Here is a 20,334-nt window from a genome sequence, read left to right as displayed (position 1 = left end):
CCGAAACCCATTCATTGATAATCGGTGACAGCAAACACCCGACGATGGCAACTGAAGCCACCGCGGAAAACGGTACTTACGAGGAGTTTCTCGGGAAAGTAAAACGGATTTCGAACGTCCAGAACGCCGCCGGGATTCTCGGCTGGGACCAAGAAGTCGTGATGCCCGAGGGTGGCACCCCCGCTCGGTCACAGCAGCGGTCGGCCCTGTCGGCGATTTCGCACGAACTGCTCACTGACGACGAGATGGGTGAGTTGTTGGACGAACTCGAAGGCGAGGAGTTGGACGACGAGCAGGCCGCCGTCGTCCGCGAGGTCCAACGGGAGTACGAGCGGGCGACCCGCGTCCCCGGCGAGTTGGTCGAGGAAATTTCCCGCACCACGTCCGAGGCGCTGCCGAAGTGGAAGAAGGCGCGCGAGGAGGACGACTTCTCCATTTTCGCCCCGACGCTGGAAACACTGGTCGAGTTGGAGCGGGAGTACGCCGAGCACATCGACCCGGACAAGGACCCCTACGAGGTCCTGTTCGAGGAGTACGAACCCTATCTCGGCATCGACACCGCCGAGGAGACGTTGGCGGAACTCCGTGACGAACTCGTCCCGCTCATCGAGGACGTGCGCGAGAGCGACGTCGAACTCGCCACGCCCTTCGAGGGCACCTACGACGCCGAGACGCAGGAGGAACTCTCGCGCGACGTGCTCGACACGCTCGGCTACGACTGGGACCGGGGCCGCCTCGACACCGCCCCGCACCCGTTCTCCAGCGGAACGCAGTTCGATGCCCGCGTGACGACGCGCTTCGACGAGAGCGACCCGCTCGGCGCGTTGATGAGTACGGTTCACGAGTTCGGCCACGCGACGTACACGCAGGGCCTGCCGGACGACCAGTACGGCACGCCGCTCGGCCAAGCCCGCGACCTGACCGTCCACGAATCCCAGTCCCGCGTCTGGGAGAACAACGTCGGTCGGTCGCGCGCCTTCTGGGAGAACTTCCTGCCGCTCGTTCAGGAGCGATTCGCGGACGCGAACGGCGTCTCCGTCGAGGAGATGTATCAGGCCGCGAACCGCGTGTACGAGGACAACCTCATCCGCGTCGAGGCGGACGAACTGACCTACCACATGCACATCGTGGTGCGCTTCGAAATCGAGAAGGCGCTCATCCGCGGCGAAATCGAGGTGGACGAGGTGCCGGAACTCTGGAACGACAAGTACGAGGAGTATCTCGGCATCCGCCCCGACACGGACGCCGACGGCTGTTTGCAGGACATTCACTGGAGCCACGGTAGCTTTGGCTACTTCCCGACGTACTCGCTGGGCAGCGTCCTCGCCGCACAACTGTATGCGAAAGCCGACGAGGACATCGACGACCTCGATGGCCAGATTCGCGACGGCGACTTCGACGACTTCCACGGCTGGCTGACCGAGAACATTCACCAGTACGGCTGTCTGTACACCACGGACGACCTCATCGAACACGCGACGGGCGAGTCGTTCACCGCCGAGTACTTCCTCGACTACGTGACCGAGAAGTACGGCGCGCTGTACGACCTCGAATAAACGAACCCCTCGTCGCGGTTTTCACGACTCCGCGGACGCCGTCGAATACTCCCGGACGAGTTTCGACTCCGCCCGGTGGAGCACGCCGCTCACGGTCGATTTCGACACGTCGAGCAGTTCCGCCAGTCGGGTTATCGAACAGCGTCGCGGCACTTCGTAGTACCCCTCCGTCACCGCGAGGTCAACGACTTCCGCCTGTCGCTCCGTGAGGAGTCCCCCCGAATCGCCCGTCATCCGAACCGCGACGACTTCGACCGTCGCACCCATTCGTTCCAGTGCCTCCTTCAGTTCGACCACCCGTTCACGCGTTTCGGTAATCGTCACGTCCGCCGACCCGTTTCGTATCGTAACCGGGTACTCCGGCATCGTCCCTGTCTCGCGGAAGATGTCGTAGGTCCCGTGCGATGGTCCCTCGTTTCGGAACACCGTCGTCCCGTCGCCGTGCATGACGACCCGGAACGAGTCGATGGACGGGTCGCGTTCCGCGCTCTCCCGAAGGTCGTCTATCGGAACGCCGGACGTCTCCACCAACGCGCTCGCGCGTTCGTCGCCGCCGATACCTGACAGGACTCGAAATTCCGTCGTGTCGTACTCCCGCGATACCTTCGCTATCCACGGATGCTCGGGTAACGTCACTCGCAATCGAACGGACGTCATCGTCCTTCCCTCGGAACCCTATATAAATAAGGTTACATGTGACGTTCTACTTATTCGGCACTCACATCCCAACCTCCATCCGATGACGAATCGCTTCGAACGGTCGATCTTCCGCGACACACTCCCCCGATGATTCACGTCGACGCTCTCGATTTCGCCTACCCGAACGCCGACAACGAGACGCTCCACGACCTCTCGTTCGAGGTCGGAACCGGGGAGGTGTTCGGCTTTTTGGGCCCCAGCGGGGCGGGAAAGAGCACCACGCAGAAAGTCCTCACCGGACTGTTGGACGACTATTGCGGGTCCGTCCGCGTGTTCGACCGGGAGGTCCGCGACTGGGACGGGTCTTACTACGACCGAATCGGCGTGTCGGCCGAGTCGCCGAACCAGTATCGCAAACTCACCGGCCGGGAGAACCTCGAACTGTTCGCGTCGCTCCACCGAACCGAGACGCGCGACGTGGAGGAACTGTTCGCCCTCGTCGGCCTGTCGGACGCCATCGACCGGCGCGTCGGCGCGTACTCGAAGGGAATGTGCATGCGACTCAACTTCGTCCGGGCGCTGTTGCACGACCCCGAACTCGTCTTTTTGGACGAACCGACCAGCGGCATCGACCCCGGCAACGCGAAACGGGTCAAGGACGCGATTTCCGACCTTCGCGCGGCGGGAAAGACGGTGTTCCTGACGACCCACGACATGACCGTCGCCGACCAACTCTGTGACCGAGTCGCGTTCATCGTGAACGGGAAAATTCCGCTGATAGGCGACCCGGAGACGCTGAAACGCGACTACGGGTCCAGAACGGTTCGGGTGGAGTACCAGCGGGACGGGAGCAAGACAGCACGGTTCCCGCTCGACGACGCGGAGGGGAACGCCGAGTTTCGCCGCCTGCTCGGCGGGGAGCAAATCGAGACGATTCACACGGAGGAGGCCACGTTGGAAACCGTCTTCCTCGAAGTCACGGGTGAATCGCTTCGATGAGACCGGTCACGTCGATGCTCCGATGGGACGTGCGACTCCAGCGCCGGTACGGATTTTACACCGTGTACGCCGCGCTGACGGTGTTTTACGCCGTGGCGTTCGTGGCGCTTCCGGCGTCGCTGACCGAACGCGCGCTCGTGTTCGTGGTCCTCTCGGACCCATCCGTCCTCGGCTTTTACTTCGTCGCCGCGCTCGTCCTCATCGAGAAACGCGAAGGCGTTCTCGACGCCCTCGTCGTCTCGCCGCTCGGAGTCCGCGGCTACCTCGTCTCGAAAGTGGCTTCGTTGACCCTCCTCGCCGTCGTGGTCGCGACGGCGCTCTCCCTCCTCGTCCATTCCGGGGGCGTGAACCTTCCCCTCCTCGTCCTCGGCGTGGCGCTCACGTCGATTCCGTTCGTTCTCGTCGGGTTCGTCAGCGTGGCCCGGTTCGACTCGATAAACGACTACTTCCTGAGCGCCCTGCTGTACGGCGTGGTGTTGTACGCGCCGTTGCTCTCGTACTTCTCACTCTTCGACACGCCCGTCTTCTACCTGCTTCCGGTGCGTCCCGCGCTCATCCTCATCGACGGCGCGTTTCACGGGATTCGAGCGTGGGAACTCGCCTACGCCGTCGGCTATCTCTCGGTCGGCAGCCTCCTCGCCTTCGTCGTGGCCGAACGGCAGTTCCATCGTCACATCGTCCAGCACCGTCCCCCGCGGCGGGATTCCGGGGGTGAAACGGACGGGAATGGGTCGCGTCGTCGTTCGAAATCGAGTGCGTTCGAACTCGGCCCGGTCGGCGGGATGGCGCTCGCGGACTGGAAGAAGTGGCTCCGCGACCCGCTTCTCCTCGTCGCCGGGACCGGGCCGCTCCTTCTCGCGTCCCTCGCTCGAATCGCCCTACCGTTCGCGAACGAGCAGTTCCTTCCGTCCGTTTCGCTGGCTCCGTACTACCCGCTCGTCCTCGGTTTCGTCGTCACCTTCCCGCCCTACATCTACGGCTTCGTCGTCGGCTTCTTCGTCCTCGAAGACCGCGAGGAGGGCGTGTTGGCCGCGCTCCGAACCACGCCGCTGACCGGCCGGGGATATCTGTACTACCGCGGCGGAACCGCCTACGTCGTCAGCGCCGTCGTCGTGATTCCGACCGTACTTCTGTTCGGGTTGGTCCGCGTCCCGTTTCTCATACTCGTCGCCGTCACCAGCGTCGTTGCGCTCGCCGGTCCCACGGTGACGCTCCTCTTCGCCGGACTCGCCCGCGACTCCATCGAAGGCGTCGTCATCAACAAACTGCTGGGCGTCGTGTTGTTGCTCCCGATTGCCGGAATCGCGTTGCTTCCCGAACCGCTGGAGTACGTCGTCGGTATCATCCCCCTCTACTGGCCGGTAAAGGCGCTCCTCGTCGGGATTTCCGAGGGGGTCGGTCCGCGGTTCGTGGCCTTCCTTGCCCTCGGCGTCGTCTCCTTCGGCGTGTGGCTTCGCTATCTCCTCGGTCGGTTCGAACGGATGGAGTGAAGCCGACGGAACGACACGGGAAGAGGCCGGTCGAAAAATGAATTCGGGAACGCTCGGACTCAGTACGAGTTCACGAGGTCGATGTAGTAGTCCCAGTCCCAGTTCGGGCCGGGGTCGGTGTGACTGTTCTCGGGAACTTGCTCGTGGCTGATGATGCCCCCGTTCGCCGGATTCGCCGCGTCGCTCGGGACGCTCGACGGGTGTTGTTTCGGGACGCCGTACTGGTCACACAGCCAGCTAGCCAGTTTCGCCGACGCACGGTACTGCGCGTCTTCGTAGCTCTCGCTGACGTAGCCACCGTGTTCGATGCCGACGGAGTACTGATTGTAGCTCCAGTTTCCGGCGTGCCACGCGATGTTGATGTCGCTGACGCTCTGGTACTTGTGGCCGCCCTCGGAGACGGTGTAGTGTGCACTGACGTCCGCGTCGGGGTTCTGGAACCAGTTGACCGCACTGCTGGCCGAACCCTGCACGGTGTGGATGATGACCCAATCGATTTCCGCAGCACCGCGGTCCGCTCCCGTGTAGTTGCTCGAATCCGCCGGTTCCCAATCGACCGTCGGTTTGGCCGCCGCGGTTCCGCTGAGGGCGACCGCACCGACGCCCGCTGTACCTGCCGCGCCGACCGTCTTGATGAAGTTACGTCGTGATGTCATACTCCACCACCATAATTGCGACATCTATTTAAAATATTTTTTATAGAAATATAATAAATTGATTTATAGTAAGTTGAGGATATTTTTCAAATTGCTCCGCCGTTGCTGCTCTTCCGGCGATGGACTCGTCGTCACGATTCGAGTGAAAAGGGGGACCGTTGTCGGAGGTACGCCGTTCCCGACGACGAGCGATGGGTGAGGATACTCCAAAAACTACGTGGGATAACGAGTATAGGGGCGGAACGGTGTCACACACGTTCGGGCTAGCCGCTGCCTACGACGAGCGTGTGAGGAGTTTCCGGAGATGGTCGGTCGAGAAAAAGGACGACGGCTTGTCCATGTGAACGCCGATTTCGCCCTCCATCGCCGTGAGACCCGCTTTCTGGACGGGTTTCGGGAGGGAGTACGCCCTGCGCACCCAGTGGCCCAGTCGGATCTCGTTCTTCAACTCCCGTCGCCACGCGCGCTCGTAGTCGGCGAGCGTGGCCGGGTCGTCGGGGTCGATGGTTTCGACGGCGTGGTCCGCCGCGGTCATGCCGTAGAGGATGCCGCCGCCGGTGAAGGGTTTCGTCTGTGCGGCGGCGTCGCCGACGAGAAACCCTCGATGGGCGGTGACGCTCGGTGCCGGACCGATGGGAATCATCCCGGCACAGAAATTCCCGGTTTCGGCGTCGTACTCGGCCGTGAATCGGTCGAACAACTCGCGAGCGTTCTCGCCCGACGGCGCGGCTAATCCGTACTCGACGCCGGCCTTTCCGCGGGGAATCCGCCACGCGAAGAATCGCGGCGCGGTGAGGTGCACGTCGACGAAGTTGCCGTTGTGCGTGTCGGTCGTGAACCCGAGTACGCCTTGCAGTTTCTCACCCGGTTCGGGCAGGTGGAGTTCCCGCCGGACGCGCGAGACGGGGCCGTCACAGCCGACGACCATCTTCCCGCGAAACGTCTCGGTTCCATCCGGCGTGTTGGCGGTGACGTCCACGTACTTTCCGTGTTCGTCCACGTCGGAGACGCTGTGTTCCTCGCGCAAATCGGCTCCGGCCTCTTCGGCGGCGCCCGCGAGCGTCCGGTCGAGTCCGACCCGGTCGATGACGTTCGAGATGACCTCGTCCTTGTAGAAGGGATGTTCGGGGGACGTCGGGCCATCGACGTGGAAGCGCGCACCGTAGATTTCGTTTTGGAGGAGGTCCGCTCGGGCACCCTCGGGGGTGAACTTCCAGATGTCGGTACTGACGTGGCCGGAACACGCGAGCGGCGTTCCAACTTGTCCGCGTTCGAGAACGAGAACGTCGTGTCCCGCGTCCGCGGCGTGCCGCGCGAACCGCGACCCGGCGGGACCTGCACCGACCACCACGAAATCGTACATTATCGTGGGTTGTTCGCCGCGGGCCAAAATAGCTTCTTTCTCGGGTCGGGTCGCTACCGTGCCGACGGCGGTCGTTCTCCCGTCCCGAGTTGCCGACGCCGGAGGTAATGAACCAATGCCGAGAGCGCGAACGCGGCGACGATGAGGACGCCCCAGATTTTGTCCGGAATCGCCGCAAACGGCGGAATACCGAGGAAGTCGGCGAAGACCAGAATCGCGCTCACGATGGCGAGACCGAGGTAGTATCGAATCCACGGGAACTCGTCCTGCGGGCGGAGATACCCCTCCAACTGGACGGCGTTATCGGCGAGTTCGACGATACCTCTGCTCTGGTTGTACTCCACGATTCCCGCATCCGAAAGCTTCGGGAGATGCGTCTGATACAACGAGGTGTACACCGACTTGCGCTCGTTCGCGGACAGGCCTTCGACCGTGGTGTCGTTTTCCCACGCGGCGACCTGTTCCGCCAGTTCGCTGAGTTCCACTGGTCGCCCCTGCTGTTTGAGATAGTGGAGCGTGTACCGTCGTCGCCTATTTTTCAGAACGTCGAAGATGAGATCTTCGGACAGTTCTTGTGGGGTTCCATCAGTCGAACTCATGACACCTGAGAGCCGCAATCGGTTGTTTCTGCTATACCACCGCCACCCGGACGTAACACGAGTGCGAAGTTACCTCGGACGACACTTTGTTATCCAGTGCTTAGCTGACTGTAGTTTTCAAACTACTTACGGTACTGGTGCATAAGCGAGCGATTCTTCCGGGTAAGCCCGCCATTCTACGGTAAAAAGGAACCGGTATATCGGTTCGAAACAGTTGCGTGTCGGTTCAGACGGTCCAACATGTCATACTTCAATCATCCATCGCCGCGGGCGCCGGTCTATCCGCACGCGGACCGTCGAGGTCGATGCCCGGGAGTTTGTCGCGGAGATACTGCCCTGTGTAGGACCCCTCGGCCCGCGCTATCTCCTCGGGTGTTCCGGTGGCGACGATTTCGCCACCCTTCTCGCCGCCCTCGGGACCGAGGTCGATGACGTGGTCCGCGTTCTTCACGAGGTCGAGTTCGTGTTCGATGACGGCGATGGTGTTGCCCTTGTCCGTCAGTCGCTGGAGGACGGCGACGAGTTTGCGCTCGTCTTCGTGGTGCAGTCCCGTGGTGGGTTCGTCCAGCAGGTAGAGCGTCTCGCCCGTGTCCTTCTTGCCGAGTTCCTCGGCGAGTTTGATGCGCTGGGCCTCCCCGCCGGAGAGGGTCGTGGACGGTTGACCGAGTTTCATGTAGTCCAACCCGACGTCCTTCAGCAGTTTCAGGCGACGACGGATGCGCGTGTCGTGTTCGAAGAAGTCGTGTGCCTCCTCGACGGACATGTCGAGAACGTCGGCGATGGTCGCACCGCGGTAGGTCACATCCAACGTCTCGTCGTTGTAGCGTGCGCCATCACACTCCTCGCACGGGACGTACACGTCCGAGAGGAAGTTCATCTCGATTTTGACGGTTCCCTGCCCGCCACACTCCTCGCAGCGTCCGCCCTTCACGTTGAACGAGAAGCGACCCTTTTCGTAGCCGCGCTGCTTGGCGAGTTTCGTCTCGGCGAACGATTTGCGGACGTAATCGAACACGCCCGTGTAGGTCGCGGGATTCGAGCGCGGGGTTCGACCGATGGGCGACTGGTCGATGAGTCGCACCTTCTCTATCTCGTCCATCCCCTCGATGGCGTCGTGTTCGCCGGGGTCGACCGAGGTGTTGTCGTTCATCTCACGGGCCAGTCCCTTGTAGAGGATGTCGTGCATCAGGGTGGACTTGCCGGACCCGGAGACGCCCGTGATGGCCGTGAACTTCCCGACCGGAATCTCCACGTCGAGGTCCTTGAGGTTGTGCTGGCGCGCCCCTCGAACCGTGAGGTGTGCGCCGCTTTCCCGACGCTCGTCGGGGACTGGAATCTCCTTTCGCCCGGCGAGGTAGTCGCCCGTGATGCTCTCCTCGTGGGCCATCACGTCCTCCACGTCGCCCTGCACGACGACTTCGCCGCCGCGCCTGCCGGGACCGGGTCCGATGTCGATGACGTTGTCCGCCCGTCGCATCGTCTCCTCGTCGTGTTCGACGACGATGAGGGTGTTCCCCAAGTCGCGGAGTTCACAGAGCGTGTTCAGCAGGCGGTCGTTGTCCCGCTGGTGGAGTCCGATCGAGGGTTCGTCTAACACGTACAGGACGCCGACCAGTCCCGACCCGATTTGGGTCGCTAACCGAATCCGCTGACTCTCCCCACCCGAAAGCGTCGAGGCTTCGCGGTCGAGCGTGAGATACTGCAGGCCGACTTCCTCCATAAAGCCGAGCCGCGCACGGATTTCCTTCAGTATCTCCTCGGCGATGCGGTTCTGTCGGTCGGTCAGGTTGGCTTCGAGGTTCTCGAAGTGAACCAGCGCGTCCCCGATGGACATCCCGTTGACTTCCGAAATCGAGGTGCCATCGACGTACACCGAGCGGCTTTCGGGCCGCAGTCGCGTGCCGTCACAGGCCGGACACTCCGTCACGGCCATGTAGTCCTCGATGTGGCCGCGCGCCCGGTCGCTGTCGGTTTCCACGTAGCGTCGTTCGAGGTTCGGGATGACGCCCTCGAACGGTTCTTCCTTGCGACGGATGCCGTTCTTCGTGTTCCACTTGAACAGCACGTCCTCGTCGGTGCCGTAGAGGAATCCCTGCCGGACCTCCTCGCTCAAGTCCTCGAACGGCGTCGTCAGGCTCACGTCGAAGTGCTTGGCGACGGAATCGAGCTGTCGGCGGTAGTACGTCCGCTTGTAGCTCCACGGCTCGAAGACGTGTTTCAGCTGTTTCGACGGGTCCTCGACGACGAGGTCCTCGTCTATCTCCTTCGTCTCGCCGATACCCTCACACTCGGGACACGCGCCGTGCGGACTGTTGAACGAGAAGCTCCGCGTCTCTATTTCGCGGAAGTCGATGCCGCAATTCGTGCAGGCCAGTTCTTCCGAAAACTCCACGACGAGTCGCTCGTCGCCGCCCCCTCCGAGCGCCCCCGTCGAACGGGACTCGGACCCGAGGTTCACGTCCGCTGGCGCGTTCGGGACGATGAGTTTCATGACGCCCTCCGCCTCCTCTAACGCGGTCTCCACGCTGTCGTTGATGCGGCTTCGGGCATCCTCGCTGACCTTCACGCGGTCCACGATGACGTCGACCGTGTGGTCGTAGTTCTTGTCGAGGTCGGGACGGTCGAGCGTCAAATCGAACTCCTCGCCGTCCACTTCGACGCGCGAGTAGCCGTCCGAGACGAGGTCGTCGAACAGGTCGGCGAACGCGCCCTTCTGGTCGCGGACGACCGGCGCGGCGATTTTCGCCTTCGTTCCCTCGGGCAAATCGAGCACCCGACGGACCATGTTCTGGGCGCTCTGTTCGCCGACTTCCCGACCACACTGCGGACAGTGGGGCGTGCCGACGCGGGCGTAGAGCAGTCGCAGATAGTCGTGCAGTTCCGTCACGGTTCCGACCGTCGAACGCGGGTTGTTCGCCGCGTTCTTCTGGTCGATGGAGATGGCGGGCGACAAGCCTTCGACGTTCTCGACCTGCGGTTTGTCCATCTGCCCGAGGAAGTTCCGGGCGTAGGCCGACAGGCTCTCGATGTAGCGTCGCTGTCCCTCGGCGTACACCGTCTCGAAGGCGAGCGAGGACTTCCCCGACCCCGAAAGGCCGGTGACGACGTTGAACTCCTCGCGCGGAATCTTGACGTCAAGGTCTTTGAGGTTGTGCTCCTCGGCCCCCCGCACTTCGATGTAGTCCTTGCTCATCTATACTCAGACAGCGACTGAATGAGGGTATGCCTATCGGTTGGAAATGCAAGCGGAGTGAAAGTGAAACGGGGGAGCGGCGGGAACGACGGTGATATTGCACCCCACCGAACGGGACATATTCGCTCGGTCCTTACCTGACGTAAGTGTCATCGAATACAGCGATACCGGAGGAAGCGGAACGGCACACGATGTGGCGACTCTTCGCCGAGTACGGCCGCGGCTACTTCCCGCAGTTCGTCGCGGGGTTCGTCGGGACGGTGCTCGGACGCCTCTCGGGTCTCCTGCCGCCTGTCGTCCTCGGCATCGCCATCGACTCCATCTTCCTGAACGAGCAGGCGTTTCGCATTCGATTCGTCCCAGAGGCGTGGACGCCGACGACGCTGTCCGGGCAGCTATGGCTCTCCATCGGCATCGTCCTCGCGTCGTTCCTCGTCGGGGCGGCGTTCTCGTGGCTGGAAGGCTGGGGCTGGAACGCGTTCGCGCAGGGCGTCCAGCACAAACTCCGCGTGGACACCTACGACAGGATGCAACTGCTCGACATGAACTTCTTCGACGGCAAGCAGACGGGCGAGTTGATGTCCATCCTGAACAACGACGTGAACCAGTTGGAGACGTTTCTGAACGACGGGCTGAGTTCGGCGCTCCGCATCGCGGTGCTCATCGTCGGCATCGGTGGCATCCTGTTCACACTCAATCCGGCGCTCGCGCTCGTGGCGCTGCTTCCGGTGCCGCTCCTCGCGGCGTTCACGTACCTCTTCGTCCGAACCATCCAGCCGAAGTACGCCGCGATGCGGGCGAGCGTCGGCGCGCTCAACTCCCGATTGGAGAACAACCTCGGCGGCATTCGCGTCATCAAATCCGAAACCGCGGAACCGTACGAATCCGGCAGAATCGAGGAGGCGTCCGGCGACTACTACGACGCGAACTGGGACGCCATCACGACCCGAATCACCTTCTTCCCCGGCCTGAGCCTCCTGACCGGAATCGGCTACGCCGTCACCTTCGCAGTCGGCGGCTTTTGGTTGCTCTCCGGCGCGCCGGGACCGTTCACCGGCGCGCTCGAACCCGGCGTGTTCGTCACCTTCGTCATCCTGAGCCAGCAGTTCATCTGGCCCATGGCGCAGTTCGGGCAGATAATCAACATCTACCAGCGCGCCGAGGCGTCCAGTGACCGAGTGTACTCGCTGATGAACGAACGCGGGACGCTGGACGAGAGCGCCGACGCGCCGGACTTGGAAGTCGCGGACGGCACTGTCGAGTACGACGATGTGAGTTTCGGGTACGGCAAGGAGGCTGTCGTCTCGGATATCGATTTGTGCGCCGAACGCGGGGAAACGCTCGCGCTCGTCGGTCCCACCGGCGCGGGCAAATCCACCGTCCTGAAACTCCTCCTCCGCATGTACGACGTGGAAGAGGGGACGATTCGCATCGACGGCACCGACATCCGGGACGTAAACCTCCGCAGTCTGCGGCGAGCGGTCGGTTACGTCAGTCAGGAACCGTTCCTCTTCTACGGGTCGGTGAAGGAGAACATCGCGTACGGGACGTTCGACGCGACGGACGACGAAATCGAGGCGGCAGCGAGAGCCGCGGAGGCACACGAGTTCATCGTCAACCTGCCCGACGGCTACGACACCATGGTCGGCGAGCGCGGCGTCAAACTCTCGGGCGGTCAGCGCCAGCGACTCTCCATCGCGCGGACGGTTCTCAAGGACCCCGCCATCCTGATTCTCGACGAGGCGACGAGCCACGTCGATACGGAAACAGAGGCCCTCATCCAGCGCAGTCTCTCCTCGCTCGTGGACGAGAAGACGACGTTCGCCATCGCCCACCGCCTCTCGACGGTCAAGGACGCCGAGGAAATCGTCGTCCTCGACGACGGCGAAATCGTGGAACGCGGAACACACGACGATTTGCTCGCGCTCGACGGCCTGTACGCCAACCTTTGGCACGTGCAAGCCGGGGAAATCGAAGCCCTCCCGCGCGAATTCATCGAGCGAGCGATTCGACGGCGCGCGGAAATCGAAGACCGGGACATCGACGGAGCGGAGGCACAGGCGGACGGCGGCGAGTAAGCCGGATTCGCCCTCAAGTTTAAATACAAATACACGACAAGCTGTGAACAATGGAACCTCCAGCACAGCGCGACATCGGCGGTGTCGCTCTCGACGACGATACGTACACGGTCGAACAGAGCCACTTCCGAAACAAATACAAGGTGTACGATTCGACCGGAAACCTCGTCCTGACGTCGAAACAGAAGATGTTCAAGATGAAAGAGGAGTTCCCGTTTCACGACGCCGACGGGAACGTCGTCTTCCGGGTGAAAGCGAAGAACGTCTTCGACGTCGCCGGCGATTACGTCCTCGTGGACGAACGTTCGGGCGAACCGGTGGTGGTTCTCGATAAGAACTTCACCTTCTTCCACCACCGCTGGACGATACGGCTCCCGGACGGGACCGAAATCGCGGAAGTCGCCTCCCGAAGCGCGCTGCTCGAAGCGCTGCGGTCGCTCGTCGACGTCCTCTCGTTCCTGCCACACAAGTACTCGATTACCACCCCGGAGGGCGACTCCATCGGCGAAATCGAGGGTCACTTTTCGCTCCGCGACAAGTACGACGTTCGCATCCACGATGCGGGGTCGCTACCGAAAACAGCGCTCGTCGCGGGAGCGATAGCAATCGACGCGTTGGAGGGGAACTGACTCGACTCAGACCTTCTCCGGCAACCACCCGCCGTCCACTTCGACGTTTACACCGCTCAGGTAGTCGCTGTCTTCGTCCACGAAGAAGCGCAGCGCCTGCGCCACGTCCTCGAATTTCGCCGGCGCACCGCGGGGCAAGTCGTCCGGGAACACGTCCGAATTTTCGACCACGTAGGGCGAAATCGCGTTGACGGTCACGCCGTCGTTCTGCGTGTCGGCGGCGAGCATTCGGGTGAACATCAGAACGCCCGCTTTCGCCATGAAGTACGGCGCGTTCTTCGGACTGATGAGTCCCTTCTCCGCGCTGGCGTAGCCGATGTTGACGATTCGGCCGAACCCCGCCTTGCGCATCTCGGGGAGCGCCCGCTTCGAACAGAGGTACGTTCCGTTGATGTTGCCGTCGAGGACCGCGTTCCAGCGCTCGAACGAGATGTCCTCCCAGTGGCTCGGCGCGAACGGGCCGACGTTGTTTACCAGTACCTCGACTGGACCGAGTTCGCTCTCGATGGCCGAAAAGAGGTCGTCTACCTCGTCAGGGTCAGTGACGTTCCCCTGAACGGTCATCGCTTCGACGCCCTTCTTTCGGGCGGTGTCGGCGATTTCCTGCGCTTCTTCCTCGCTCGAATGGTAGTGGACGGCCACGTCGGCCCCGCAGTCGGCGAGCGAGAGGAGCAGTTCCCGGCCGATGCCCTTCGAACAGCCGGTGACCAGTGCGACTCGTTCGTCTACATTCGGCGTTATCATGCGTTCCCTTCGTTCCCGACTCTCAACTAGCTTGATATCTCAACCGTTCCGATTTCGAGTGAACGTCCCCCTATATTTAATATTCTGCACAGTGACGTGCTACCATGGCAATAGAGACGATTCTTCTCGCGGTAGGACCGGGCGACGCGGACCGAACCGGACGGCTCGCCGACGCCGTCATCGACGTGGCCGGACCGACCGGCGCGACGGTCGTTCTGGCACACGTCTTCACTGACGACGAGTTCGACGACGTCGTGGACCAACTCGACTACGACCCCGCCGGGGCACCCAACTCGGACGAGGTGGCCGCACGACATGCGACGATTCGCTCGCTTTCGGACGCCCTCGACGCCGAGGACATCGGCTACTCGGTTCGCGGTGCGATCGGACACCACGGCGAAACCATCGTTGACCTCGCGGAAGACGTGAACGCCGACGGCGTCTTCGTCGGTGGTCGCAAGCGCTCGCCGACCGGAAAAGCCGTCTTCGGCAGTACCGCACAGGAAGTGATGCTCTCCGCGCCGTGTCCCGTGACGTTCGTGCGTGAGGACTGAACGCTCGCCCGTTTTACCCTCGGTTCGATTTTCGACATTTTTCACTCCTCGGCACGTTCCTGCCACCGCCGTTGCGTTCGGCGCTCGCGGACGTGACGCTCCCCGTCTGCGAGTTCGTCGCGCGTTGCGTGTTCGAACGCCTCGATGTCGCGGAGGAAGCCCGTCTCGAACGATTCGACCAACGCGTAGGTCCACCGATCACCCCCGAGGACGCCACACGGGAGGATTTCGTCGCGGATGTGGTCGGCGAGTTCTTCGTGACCCGCGTCCCGCAGGTGATTCTCCGCCTCACCGAAGTGCTCCATCGCGTGGCCGGTGACGTGGTGGAACTGGACGAGGTAGCCGTGTGCCTTTCGCAGTCCCTCGATGCCGAGTTCGAGCTCGTGGAGTGCGGACTCCGTCTCGTCGTCGATGTCAGGGAGGTCGTCCGACATACATCGACTCACGCCGTCGATGCAGTTAACTCCGACAGTCGGACCTCTCGGGTTATCGGACACTACTCGTCGGCGAGTAAATGCCTGTAGTTAAGTGGGACGGATGACGTTAGTTCATCTGAATGGCCTACTACGCGGGTGTAGACCTGGGGGCGACCAACGTCAGGGCGGCCGTTGCCGACGAAGGCGGCAACGTCGTCAGCACGTACGAACGTGGTACGCCACAGGGACCGACCGGCATCGCGGTTACTGAAGCAGTACTCGAATGCATTCGTGGTGCGTGTGCGAACGCGAACATCGACCCCAGTGAGATTCGGGCGGCAGGCATCGGCAGCATCGGCCCGCTCGACCTCGCGGAGGGTGTGGTGGACAACCCGGCGAACCTGCCGGACACCATCGGTCGAATCCCCCTGACCGGACCGGTGGGGAAACTCATTCACAGCGAACGCGTCACCCTGCACAACGACACCAACGCGGGCGCTATCGGGCAGCGGTTCTACAGCGACCGCAACCCAGACGACATGGTGTACATCACCATTTCGAGCGGAATCGGTGCCGGTGTCTCCGTGGACGGCAACGTCCTCACCGGTTGGGACGGCAACGCGGGCGAGGTGGGGCACATGATAGTGGACCCGCACGGCAGGCGCACCTGTGGCTGTGGCAAGGAAGGCCACTGGGAAGCCTACTGCTCGGGGAACAACATCCCGGAGTACGCCCGGATGTTGGCCGAGGAGGACGAAACGGTGGAAACCGCTCTCGCCCTCGAAGACCCCGACTTCTCGGCGAAGGACGTGTTCAAGAACGCCGGTCTCGACCCCTTGGCCGACCACGTCATCGAACAGGTCGCCCACTGGAATACGGTCGGCGTGGCGAACGTCGTCCAAGCCTACGCGCCGCTGGTGGTCTACCTCGGCGGTGCCGTCGCCCTCAACAACGAGGAACTCGTCGTCGACCCGATTCGGGAGCGCATCGGCAACCACCTGCTGAACAACCAACCCGACGTACAGGTCACAACGCTCGGCGACGAAGTCGTTTTGAAGGGCGCGGTCGCAAGCGCCCTGACGGACGGTACCGGCGACGAATCACGTTTGGCCGACTGATTTTCGAGAGGTACGGCTGATTCCGATTTCTGTATCGGTGTGACTGCTGTGGTTTCGTCTTCGAAAATCCCCTCGGAACGCGTCGGTCGTGATTTCTCTATGCGTGCAAGTACAGACGTCAATGAAACCGCCACCGCACCGCATCAGCCACTCCCTCCCCAACCGATTCCTTCGCATCCGCTCAGTCATCCCTCACGCGATACTCTGGCAGGTTCGTGGCCGATCGCTGACCACGAACCTGCTGGCGCACGCGCCACACCGGATAGCCGATATCGTGCATTCGAATTCCCGTCGTGGCGCGCGCTGACGGGCGACGCGGGCACTCTCGCCCGCATCGCCCCGTTACAGTTCGCGCGAGGGATGAGCGAAGCGAATCGGTTGGGGAGGATGTGGTGCGTTGTTCCGGGCGGAGGCTTTCGAGGTCGACTTTCCGGTTGTTGTAATTTGATTACTTTCGGCTACAACACTAGCGAGCGTTCGGAACGATTTCACACCCTTCGTCCTCACCGAAAGCCGCTCTCTTCGAGGGCTTCGTTCAAATCCTCTCGAATTCGCTCGCCGAGGTCGCGGTCCATGGCGGTGGTGACGACGCGGTTTTCCTGCACGCTGGACCCGTCGCGGAGGAGGAGGCGGACGTTGCCGTTCTCGTCGGCGCGGGTGGCCTTGGCGCGGACGCCCGAGTCGGAACTCGCCCCGCCCGCGTTGATGGGGCCGGGAATGACCTTCTTGACGTGTGGGTGGCAGGCGACCTCTCGAATCACGCGCATACCGTCCCGATTGCCGATGAGCGTGGTGTGGCTCCCGCCGATTTTCTCGCCGGGGTCGCGGTCCACGACTTCGAGCGAGCGCTCGTCACGCCGCGCCAGCACCTCCTCGACGGGGTTCTCGTCGCCGACGCGGTAGAAATCGTAGTGGAGTTGGGCGCGGACGGCGCGAATCACGTCTCGGTCGCCCGCCGCGTACACGTCCTCGGGGTGTTTCCGTCGCACTTCGTCGGCGATGCGCCCCGCGAAGTTGCGGAGTTCGACCACCTCGGTTTCGCCCTCCTCAGGCGTGGTGCTGACGCCCGTCTTCCCGACCACGGTTTCGTCGCGGAGCATCGTGATTTCGGCGTGGTCGCGGGTCACGGCGAGGACGACGGAGTCGGCGTTCTGCGTCCGGCAGACGAGGCAGTAGTCGCCCGGGCGTTCGAGCGAGGACGCACACTGCCGACAGTTCATACGTGTTCTTCCCAATCGCGGCGTTTAACCTCGGCGTTTCGATTCCGAAGGGCGGAAACATCCACGGGGACCACCTCCTTTCCTCGTCACACCTCTATCGGCGCGCCGCCGAAGACCGCGAAACTGACGACCCAATAGACGACGTACAGGCCGAGGAGGACGTACCCGTGCCACGCTTTGAGGTGTCCGGTCGAGATGAAGTACGCCGCCAGCAGGGTTCCGACGATGAGGACGGGGAGGTGCCAGACGAGGACGGCCGACCCGATGCCGACGCTCCCGGCGAGCGCGATGATACCGATTTTCCCCGTGACCGAAAAGAGGACGCTTCCGACCACGTTGCCGATGCCGATTTCGGGCGCGCCGCGGCGGACGGGTTCGATGGTCAGAAAGAGGTCTTCGACCGTCAACACCGCCGTCGCGATGGTAGCACCGAACACCGTGTCCTCGATTCCGTAGGTGGTGATGACACCTTCGGTTCCTACCGACATCGCCGAGGCACCGACGACGAGGCCGACCAGCGCGAGAACGGACAGGCCCAACCACGCGACTCCCGGCAACTCGCGCTCGGGAACGAACGGGATATCGTCCGCGATGGGTCGAACGACACCGCCGTCCAACATCTCTTGGACCTCCGTATCCCGGAACACCGGCGTGTTGCGGTCCGACTCCCGGTAGACGATGTAGCCGAAGACGGCGACGAAGAGGGCGATGAGGACGAGGCCATCGACGGGCGTCACTCCACCGGACAACACGAACGGTACCATCACGAGCGGCGAGAGCGCGAACAGAACGAGATAGTCGCGGGGTACGTTCACCTCGAACGGCGTGACGATGGCGGCCAGCGCGAGCGTGATTCCCGTCAAGGAGAGTGCGGTTCCGAACACGATTCCCAGGGCCACACCGTTCAGGTTTTCGACGTTCGTCGCGACCCCGAAGACCACGTCGTCGAACTCGATGCCGGTGAACAGGATGGCGAGGACGAACAGCGACAGGTCGAGTCCGACCGCGGCCTTAGTGAGAAAGCCGATGAGTTTCTCGACGCTGTAGACCAACAGCGCCGCCCCGGCGATGAAGACGACGACGGCAGGAACCCCCGTCACCATCGCTTCTTCACCACCGTTGCCCGCCCCCTGTGCGAGTACGGGCGTGACGGTCAGTGAAACGAAAAGCAGTGCCCCGAGCAGTACGGTGAACCCCTTTCGCCCTGTCATCGATGCCCCAACACCGCTCTCGACCATATCCCCTTGGGGCCGTGGATGAGAGTACGGTGAAGGATTATACACGCGCCGAGTCGTGGTGTCGCTATCCCTCCGGACCCCGTCGCGTTTCTACCCCATTTCGAGCGGATTCGCCTTCAGGAACTCCCGAAGGAAAACCGTGGCGTACGACCCGGAGGGGAGCGCGAACGAAAACGAAAGCGGGTCGTGGGAGAGCGAAAACTCGCTGCCGAGGAGTATCGCCCGACGGGTGCCGGTCGAGTGGAACTCCCCGGGGAGGTTGAAATCGTGCGGTTCGAGGTCGAGTTCGTCGAGGACCGCGCGTTCGATGTCTCCCTGTTCCCCGTCCGCGAGTTCGGTCTCGGTACCGACTAACGGCGCGGTGACGAACGCCCGGCCACGCCGACAGTGGCGCTCGATGGTCCGAACGCGCTTTTCGCTTACGTTCTGCTGGCGGTCCATGTCGGGGACGGTCAAGCCGTCGACCGACTCCGCGAAACACACCACGTCGCCCGCGACCGCCTTGTCGAAGGGAATACCTCGTCGAAGCCGCTCGCTGAGGATACGGTTGAAGACGTACGACTGGGCGGCGTTCACCAGCAGTCGTTGGAGGTTCGTCGGCAGCGATTCGAGCGCGTCCCGGAAGTCCGCCGGTTCGGTGCCGCCGTTCTCCACGAGACGGTGGGCCATCGAGCGTTCGAATCCGAGCCGTTTCGGCAGGGCGTCGAGGACGGCGTCCCAGTCCGGTGCGAGTTTTTCGACACGTTCGCGGGCCTCACGCGTGTCGTCCGGTTCCGTCTCGAACGGATTGCCGACGTAGGCCATCACCGCCTCCTCCCACTCCTCTCGGACGACGTGGAGGCCGACCTCGTGTGTCACCGGTCGGAGACTGCCGAACCGCTGTTGGCCGAAGAAGTTGGGAACCGCGAGCGTGTCGTCCCCCCCGGCGAACTCGCGCAGTTGGGCCGCGATTTCGTCGGCATTTTCGGGCTGGTCGGGGTTCGAGACGGTAATCTCGAACTCGTTACCGACGAGGTCGCCGAACAGCAGTTCCCGCCCGGCCCGGCCGATCGGTTCGAGCTCGGCGGCGCGCATCTCCGGCAGGTCGTCGTGGTCGACTTTCCGGAGGCTGAACAACTGGGTCGTCACCGCGCGCTTGTCCTTCGTTCCGGCCCACGATACGCGTTCACGGCTGATTCCGAGCGCGCTGGAGAAGCTTCTGGCGAAGTCGTTGGTGTCCCACCCGTGGAGGGTCGCACGGACGACCAGATACGGATACGACCCCGGGTCGGCGTCGAGGGGGTCGGCGTCGAACCCCTCTATCTCTCGCACCCTGAAATCCTCGTTCGTCTCGCGGAGGGTTCCCCCCACGCCGTCTTCGTCGCTGACGTAATACTCCATGCCGACCGCTGTCTCGATGGGATGTGCCTCGCGCATTCGTTCGGCCCTTCGGTCCGAACGGGATTAAAAAACCCTACTCTCCGGCGGGAATGCAGTCCGTCGCCAGTTCGATGCTCTTCTCGGGAGTGACCGCTCCCGACTCGGCGTCGTAGCTGACGAGTCCGACGGACGATAGCTTCGGCAGGTGGACGTGATACAACAGTATCTCGGCTTCGGTCGCCTCGTCATCGGACACCTCGGCGATACCGGTTTCTGCCTCCCACGCCGCGACGTGATACGCGAGGTCTCCGATGGTCGTCGTCGCCGCGTCGGAGAGATGCGATAGGACGTATCGTCGGTACGGACTGCTAAGGACGTCGAAGATGGCCTCGACGGATATTTCGGTTCTCTCGCTCGACGGCGACGTGTGGACTTCTGTTTCTCTCTCCATTGGTGATGTAGTGGTACGTCGAGGGCAAGTAC

At 62.8% G+C, this 20,334-nt stretch carries 18 protein-coding genes; 7 read left to right on the top strand and 11 right to left on the bottom strand.

The genetic code is table 11. From position 1 onward, the window contains the following. The first annotated feature begins 44 nt into the window (after window positions 1-44). Entirely contained in the window at window positions 45-1,556 is a 1,512-nt protein-coding gene (locus AC1XDK_RS21495) for a carboxypeptidase M32 (protein WP_483352023.1), read from the top strand. 21 nt (window positions 1,557-1,577) lie between these two features. Here the strand turns inward: AC1XDK_RS21495 and AC1XDK_RS21490 are convergent, their stop codons facing one another. Further along, window positions 1,578-2,213: a helix-turn-helix domain-containing protein gene (locus AC1XDK_RS21490; RefSeq protein WP_483352022.1), complete on the bottom strand. Its 636-nt coding sequence runs from the start codon at window positions 2,211-2,213 to the stop codon at window positions 1,578-1,580. Between the two features lie 129 nt (window positions 2,214-2,342). Between AC1XDK_RS21490 and AC1XDK_RS21485 the strand changes: the two genes are divergently transcribed. Together AC1XDK_RS21485 and AC1XDK_RS21480 are read left to right on the top strand one after the other, a co-directional pair. Beyond that, complete coding sequence (locus AC1XDK_RS21485; protein WP_483352021.1) at window positions 2,343-3,194, top strand: ABC transporter ATP-binding protein; 852 nt, start codon at window positions 2,343-2,345, stop codon at window positions 3,192-3,194. Further along, window positions 3,191-4,684 carry a fluoroquinolone export ABC transporter permease subunit gene (locus tag AC1XDK_RS21480; protein WP_483352019.1) on the top strand — a complete coding sequence of 498 codons (1,494 nt, stop codon included), beginning with the start codon at window positions 3,191-3,193 and terminating at the stop codon, window positions 4,682-4,684. Before AC1XDK_RS21485 ends, AC1XDK_RS21480 begins: the two co-directional genes overlap by 4 nt. Before the next feature lie 59 nt (window positions 4,685-4,743). Here the strand turns inward: AC1XDK_RS21480 and AC1XDK_RS21475 are convergent, their stop codons facing one another. The 4 genes from AC1XDK_RS21475 to uvrA form a co-directional block, all read right to left on the bottom strand. After that, on the bottom strand, window positions 4,744-5,340 hold the full coding sequence (locus tag AC1XDK_RS21475) for an N-acetylmuramoyl-L-alanine amidase (protein ID WP_483352018.1): 597 nt from the start codon (window positions 5,338-5,340) through the stop codon (window positions 4,744-4,746). Between the two features lie 274 nt (window positions 5,341-5,614). Further along, the gene (locus tag AC1XDK_RS21470; RefSeq protein ID WP_483352017.1) at window positions 5,615-6,703 is read right to left on the bottom strand and encodes a geranylgeranyl reductase family protein; all 1,089 of its coding nucleotides are present in this window, start codon (window positions 6,701-6,703) and stop codon (window positions 5,615-5,617) included. A 53-nt stretch (window positions 6,704-6,756) separates the two neighbouring features. Beyond that, window positions 6,757-7,302 (bottom strand): DUF7344 domain-containing protein, encoded by a 546-nt coding sequence (locus AC1XDK_RS21465; protein WP_483352016.1) that lies wholly within the window; start codon window positions 7,300-7,302, stop codon window positions 6,757-6,759. 250 nt (window positions 7,303-7,552) lie between these two features. Beyond that, window positions 7,553-10,495 (bottom strand): excinuclease ABC subunit UvrA, encoded by a 2,943-nt coding sequence (gene uvrA / locus AC1XDK_RS21460; RefSeq protein WP_483352015.1) that lies wholly within the window; start codon window positions 10,493-10,495, stop codon window positions 7,553-7,555. Window positions 10,496-10,686: 191 nt separating this feature from the next. Here uvrA and AC1XDK_RS21455 point away from each other — a divergent pair, with 191 nt between their 5' ends. Further along, window positions 10,687-12,573 (top strand): ABC transporter ATP-binding protein, encoded by a 1,887-nt coding sequence (locus AC1XDK_RS21455; RefSeq protein ID WP_483352165.1) that lies wholly within the window; start codon window positions 10,687-10,689, stop codon window positions 12,571-12,573. A 50-nt stretch (window positions 12,574-12,623) separates the two neighbouring features. After that, the gene (locus AC1XDK_RS21450; RefSeq protein ID WP_483352014.1) at window positions 12,624-13,202 is read left to right on the top strand and encodes an LURP-one-related/scramblase family protein; all 579 of its coding nucleotides are present in this window, start codon (window positions 12,624-12,626) and stop codon (window positions 13,200-13,202) included. A gap of 6 nt (window positions 13,203-13,208) precedes the next feature. On the opposite strand, the gene AC1XDK_RS21445 is transcribed toward AC1XDK_RS21450, so the two are convergent. Beyond that, window positions 13,209-13,946 (bottom strand): SDR family NAD(P)-dependent oxidoreductase, encoded by a 738-nt coding sequence (locus AC1XDK_RS21445; RefSeq protein ID WP_483352013.1) that lies wholly within the window; start codon window positions 13,944-13,946, stop codon window positions 13,209-13,211. 104 nt (window positions 13,947-14,050) lie between these two features. Here AC1XDK_RS21445 and AC1XDK_RS21440 point away from each other — a divergent pair, with 104 nt between their 5' ends. Further along, window positions 14,051-14,500: a universal stress protein gene (locus tag AC1XDK_RS21440; RefSeq protein WP_483352012.1), complete on the top strand. Its 450-nt coding sequence runs from the start codon at window positions 14,051-14,053 to the stop codon at window positions 14,498-14,500. A 41-nt stretch (window positions 14,501-14,541) separates the two neighbouring features. Here the strand turns inward: AC1XDK_RS21440 and AC1XDK_RS21435 are convergent, their stop codons facing one another. Beyond that, window positions 14,542-14,934, bottom strand: coding sequence for a hypothetical protein (locus AC1XDK_RS21435; protein ID WP_483352011.1), 393 nt, complete (start codon window positions 14,932-14,934; stop codon window positions 14,542-14,544). A 122-nt stretch (window positions 14,935-15,056) separates the two neighbouring features. On the opposite strand from AC1XDK_RS21435, the gene AC1XDK_RS21430 reads away from it, so the two are divergent. Continuing rightward, window positions 15,057-16,034, top strand: coding sequence for an ROK family protein (locus AC1XDK_RS21430; RefSeq protein WP_483352010.1), 978 nt, complete (start codon window positions 15,057-15,059; stop codon window positions 16,032-16,034). Window positions 16,035-16,537: 503 nt separating this feature from the next. Here AC1XDK_RS21430 and AC1XDK_RS21425 read toward each other — a convergent pair. The 4 genes from AC1XDK_RS21425 to AC1XDK_RS21410 form a co-directional block, all read right to left on the bottom strand. Beyond that, window positions 16,538-17,254, bottom strand: coding sequence for a DUF2103 domain-containing protein (locus AC1XDK_RS21425; RefSeq protein ID WP_483352009.1), 717 nt, complete (start codon window positions 17,252-17,254; stop codon window positions 16,538-16,540). 86 nt (window positions 17,255-17,340) lie between these two features. Further along, window positions 17,341-18,465 carry a sodium:calcium antiporter gene (locus tag AC1XDK_RS21420; RefSeq protein WP_483352008.1) on the bottom strand — a complete coding sequence of 375 codons (1,125 nt, stop codon included), beginning with the start codon at window positions 18,463-18,465 and terminating at the stop codon, window positions 17,341-17,343. Window positions 18,466-18,582: 117 nt separating this feature from the next. Continuing rightward, window positions 18,583-19,908 (bottom strand): tRNA pseudouridine(13) synthase TruD, encoded by a 1,326-nt coding sequence (truD, locus tag AC1XDK_RS21415; protein WP_483352007.1) that lies wholly within the window; start codon window positions 19,906-19,908, stop codon window positions 18,583-18,585. Between the two features lie 37 nt (window positions 19,909-19,945). Next, window positions 19,946-20,302, bottom strand: coding sequence for a DUF7344 domain-containing protein (locus AC1XDK_RS21410; RefSeq protein ID WP_483352006.1), 357 nt, complete (start codon window positions 20,300-20,302; stop codon window positions 19,946-19,948). Window positions 20,303-20,334: the final 32 nt, after the last annotated feature.

The organism is Haladaptatus sp. HS23, assembly GCF_056892285.1.
The sequence above is the reverse complement of the archived record's forward strand: the minus strand, read 5'-3'. Positions and strand labels throughout refer to the sequence as shown.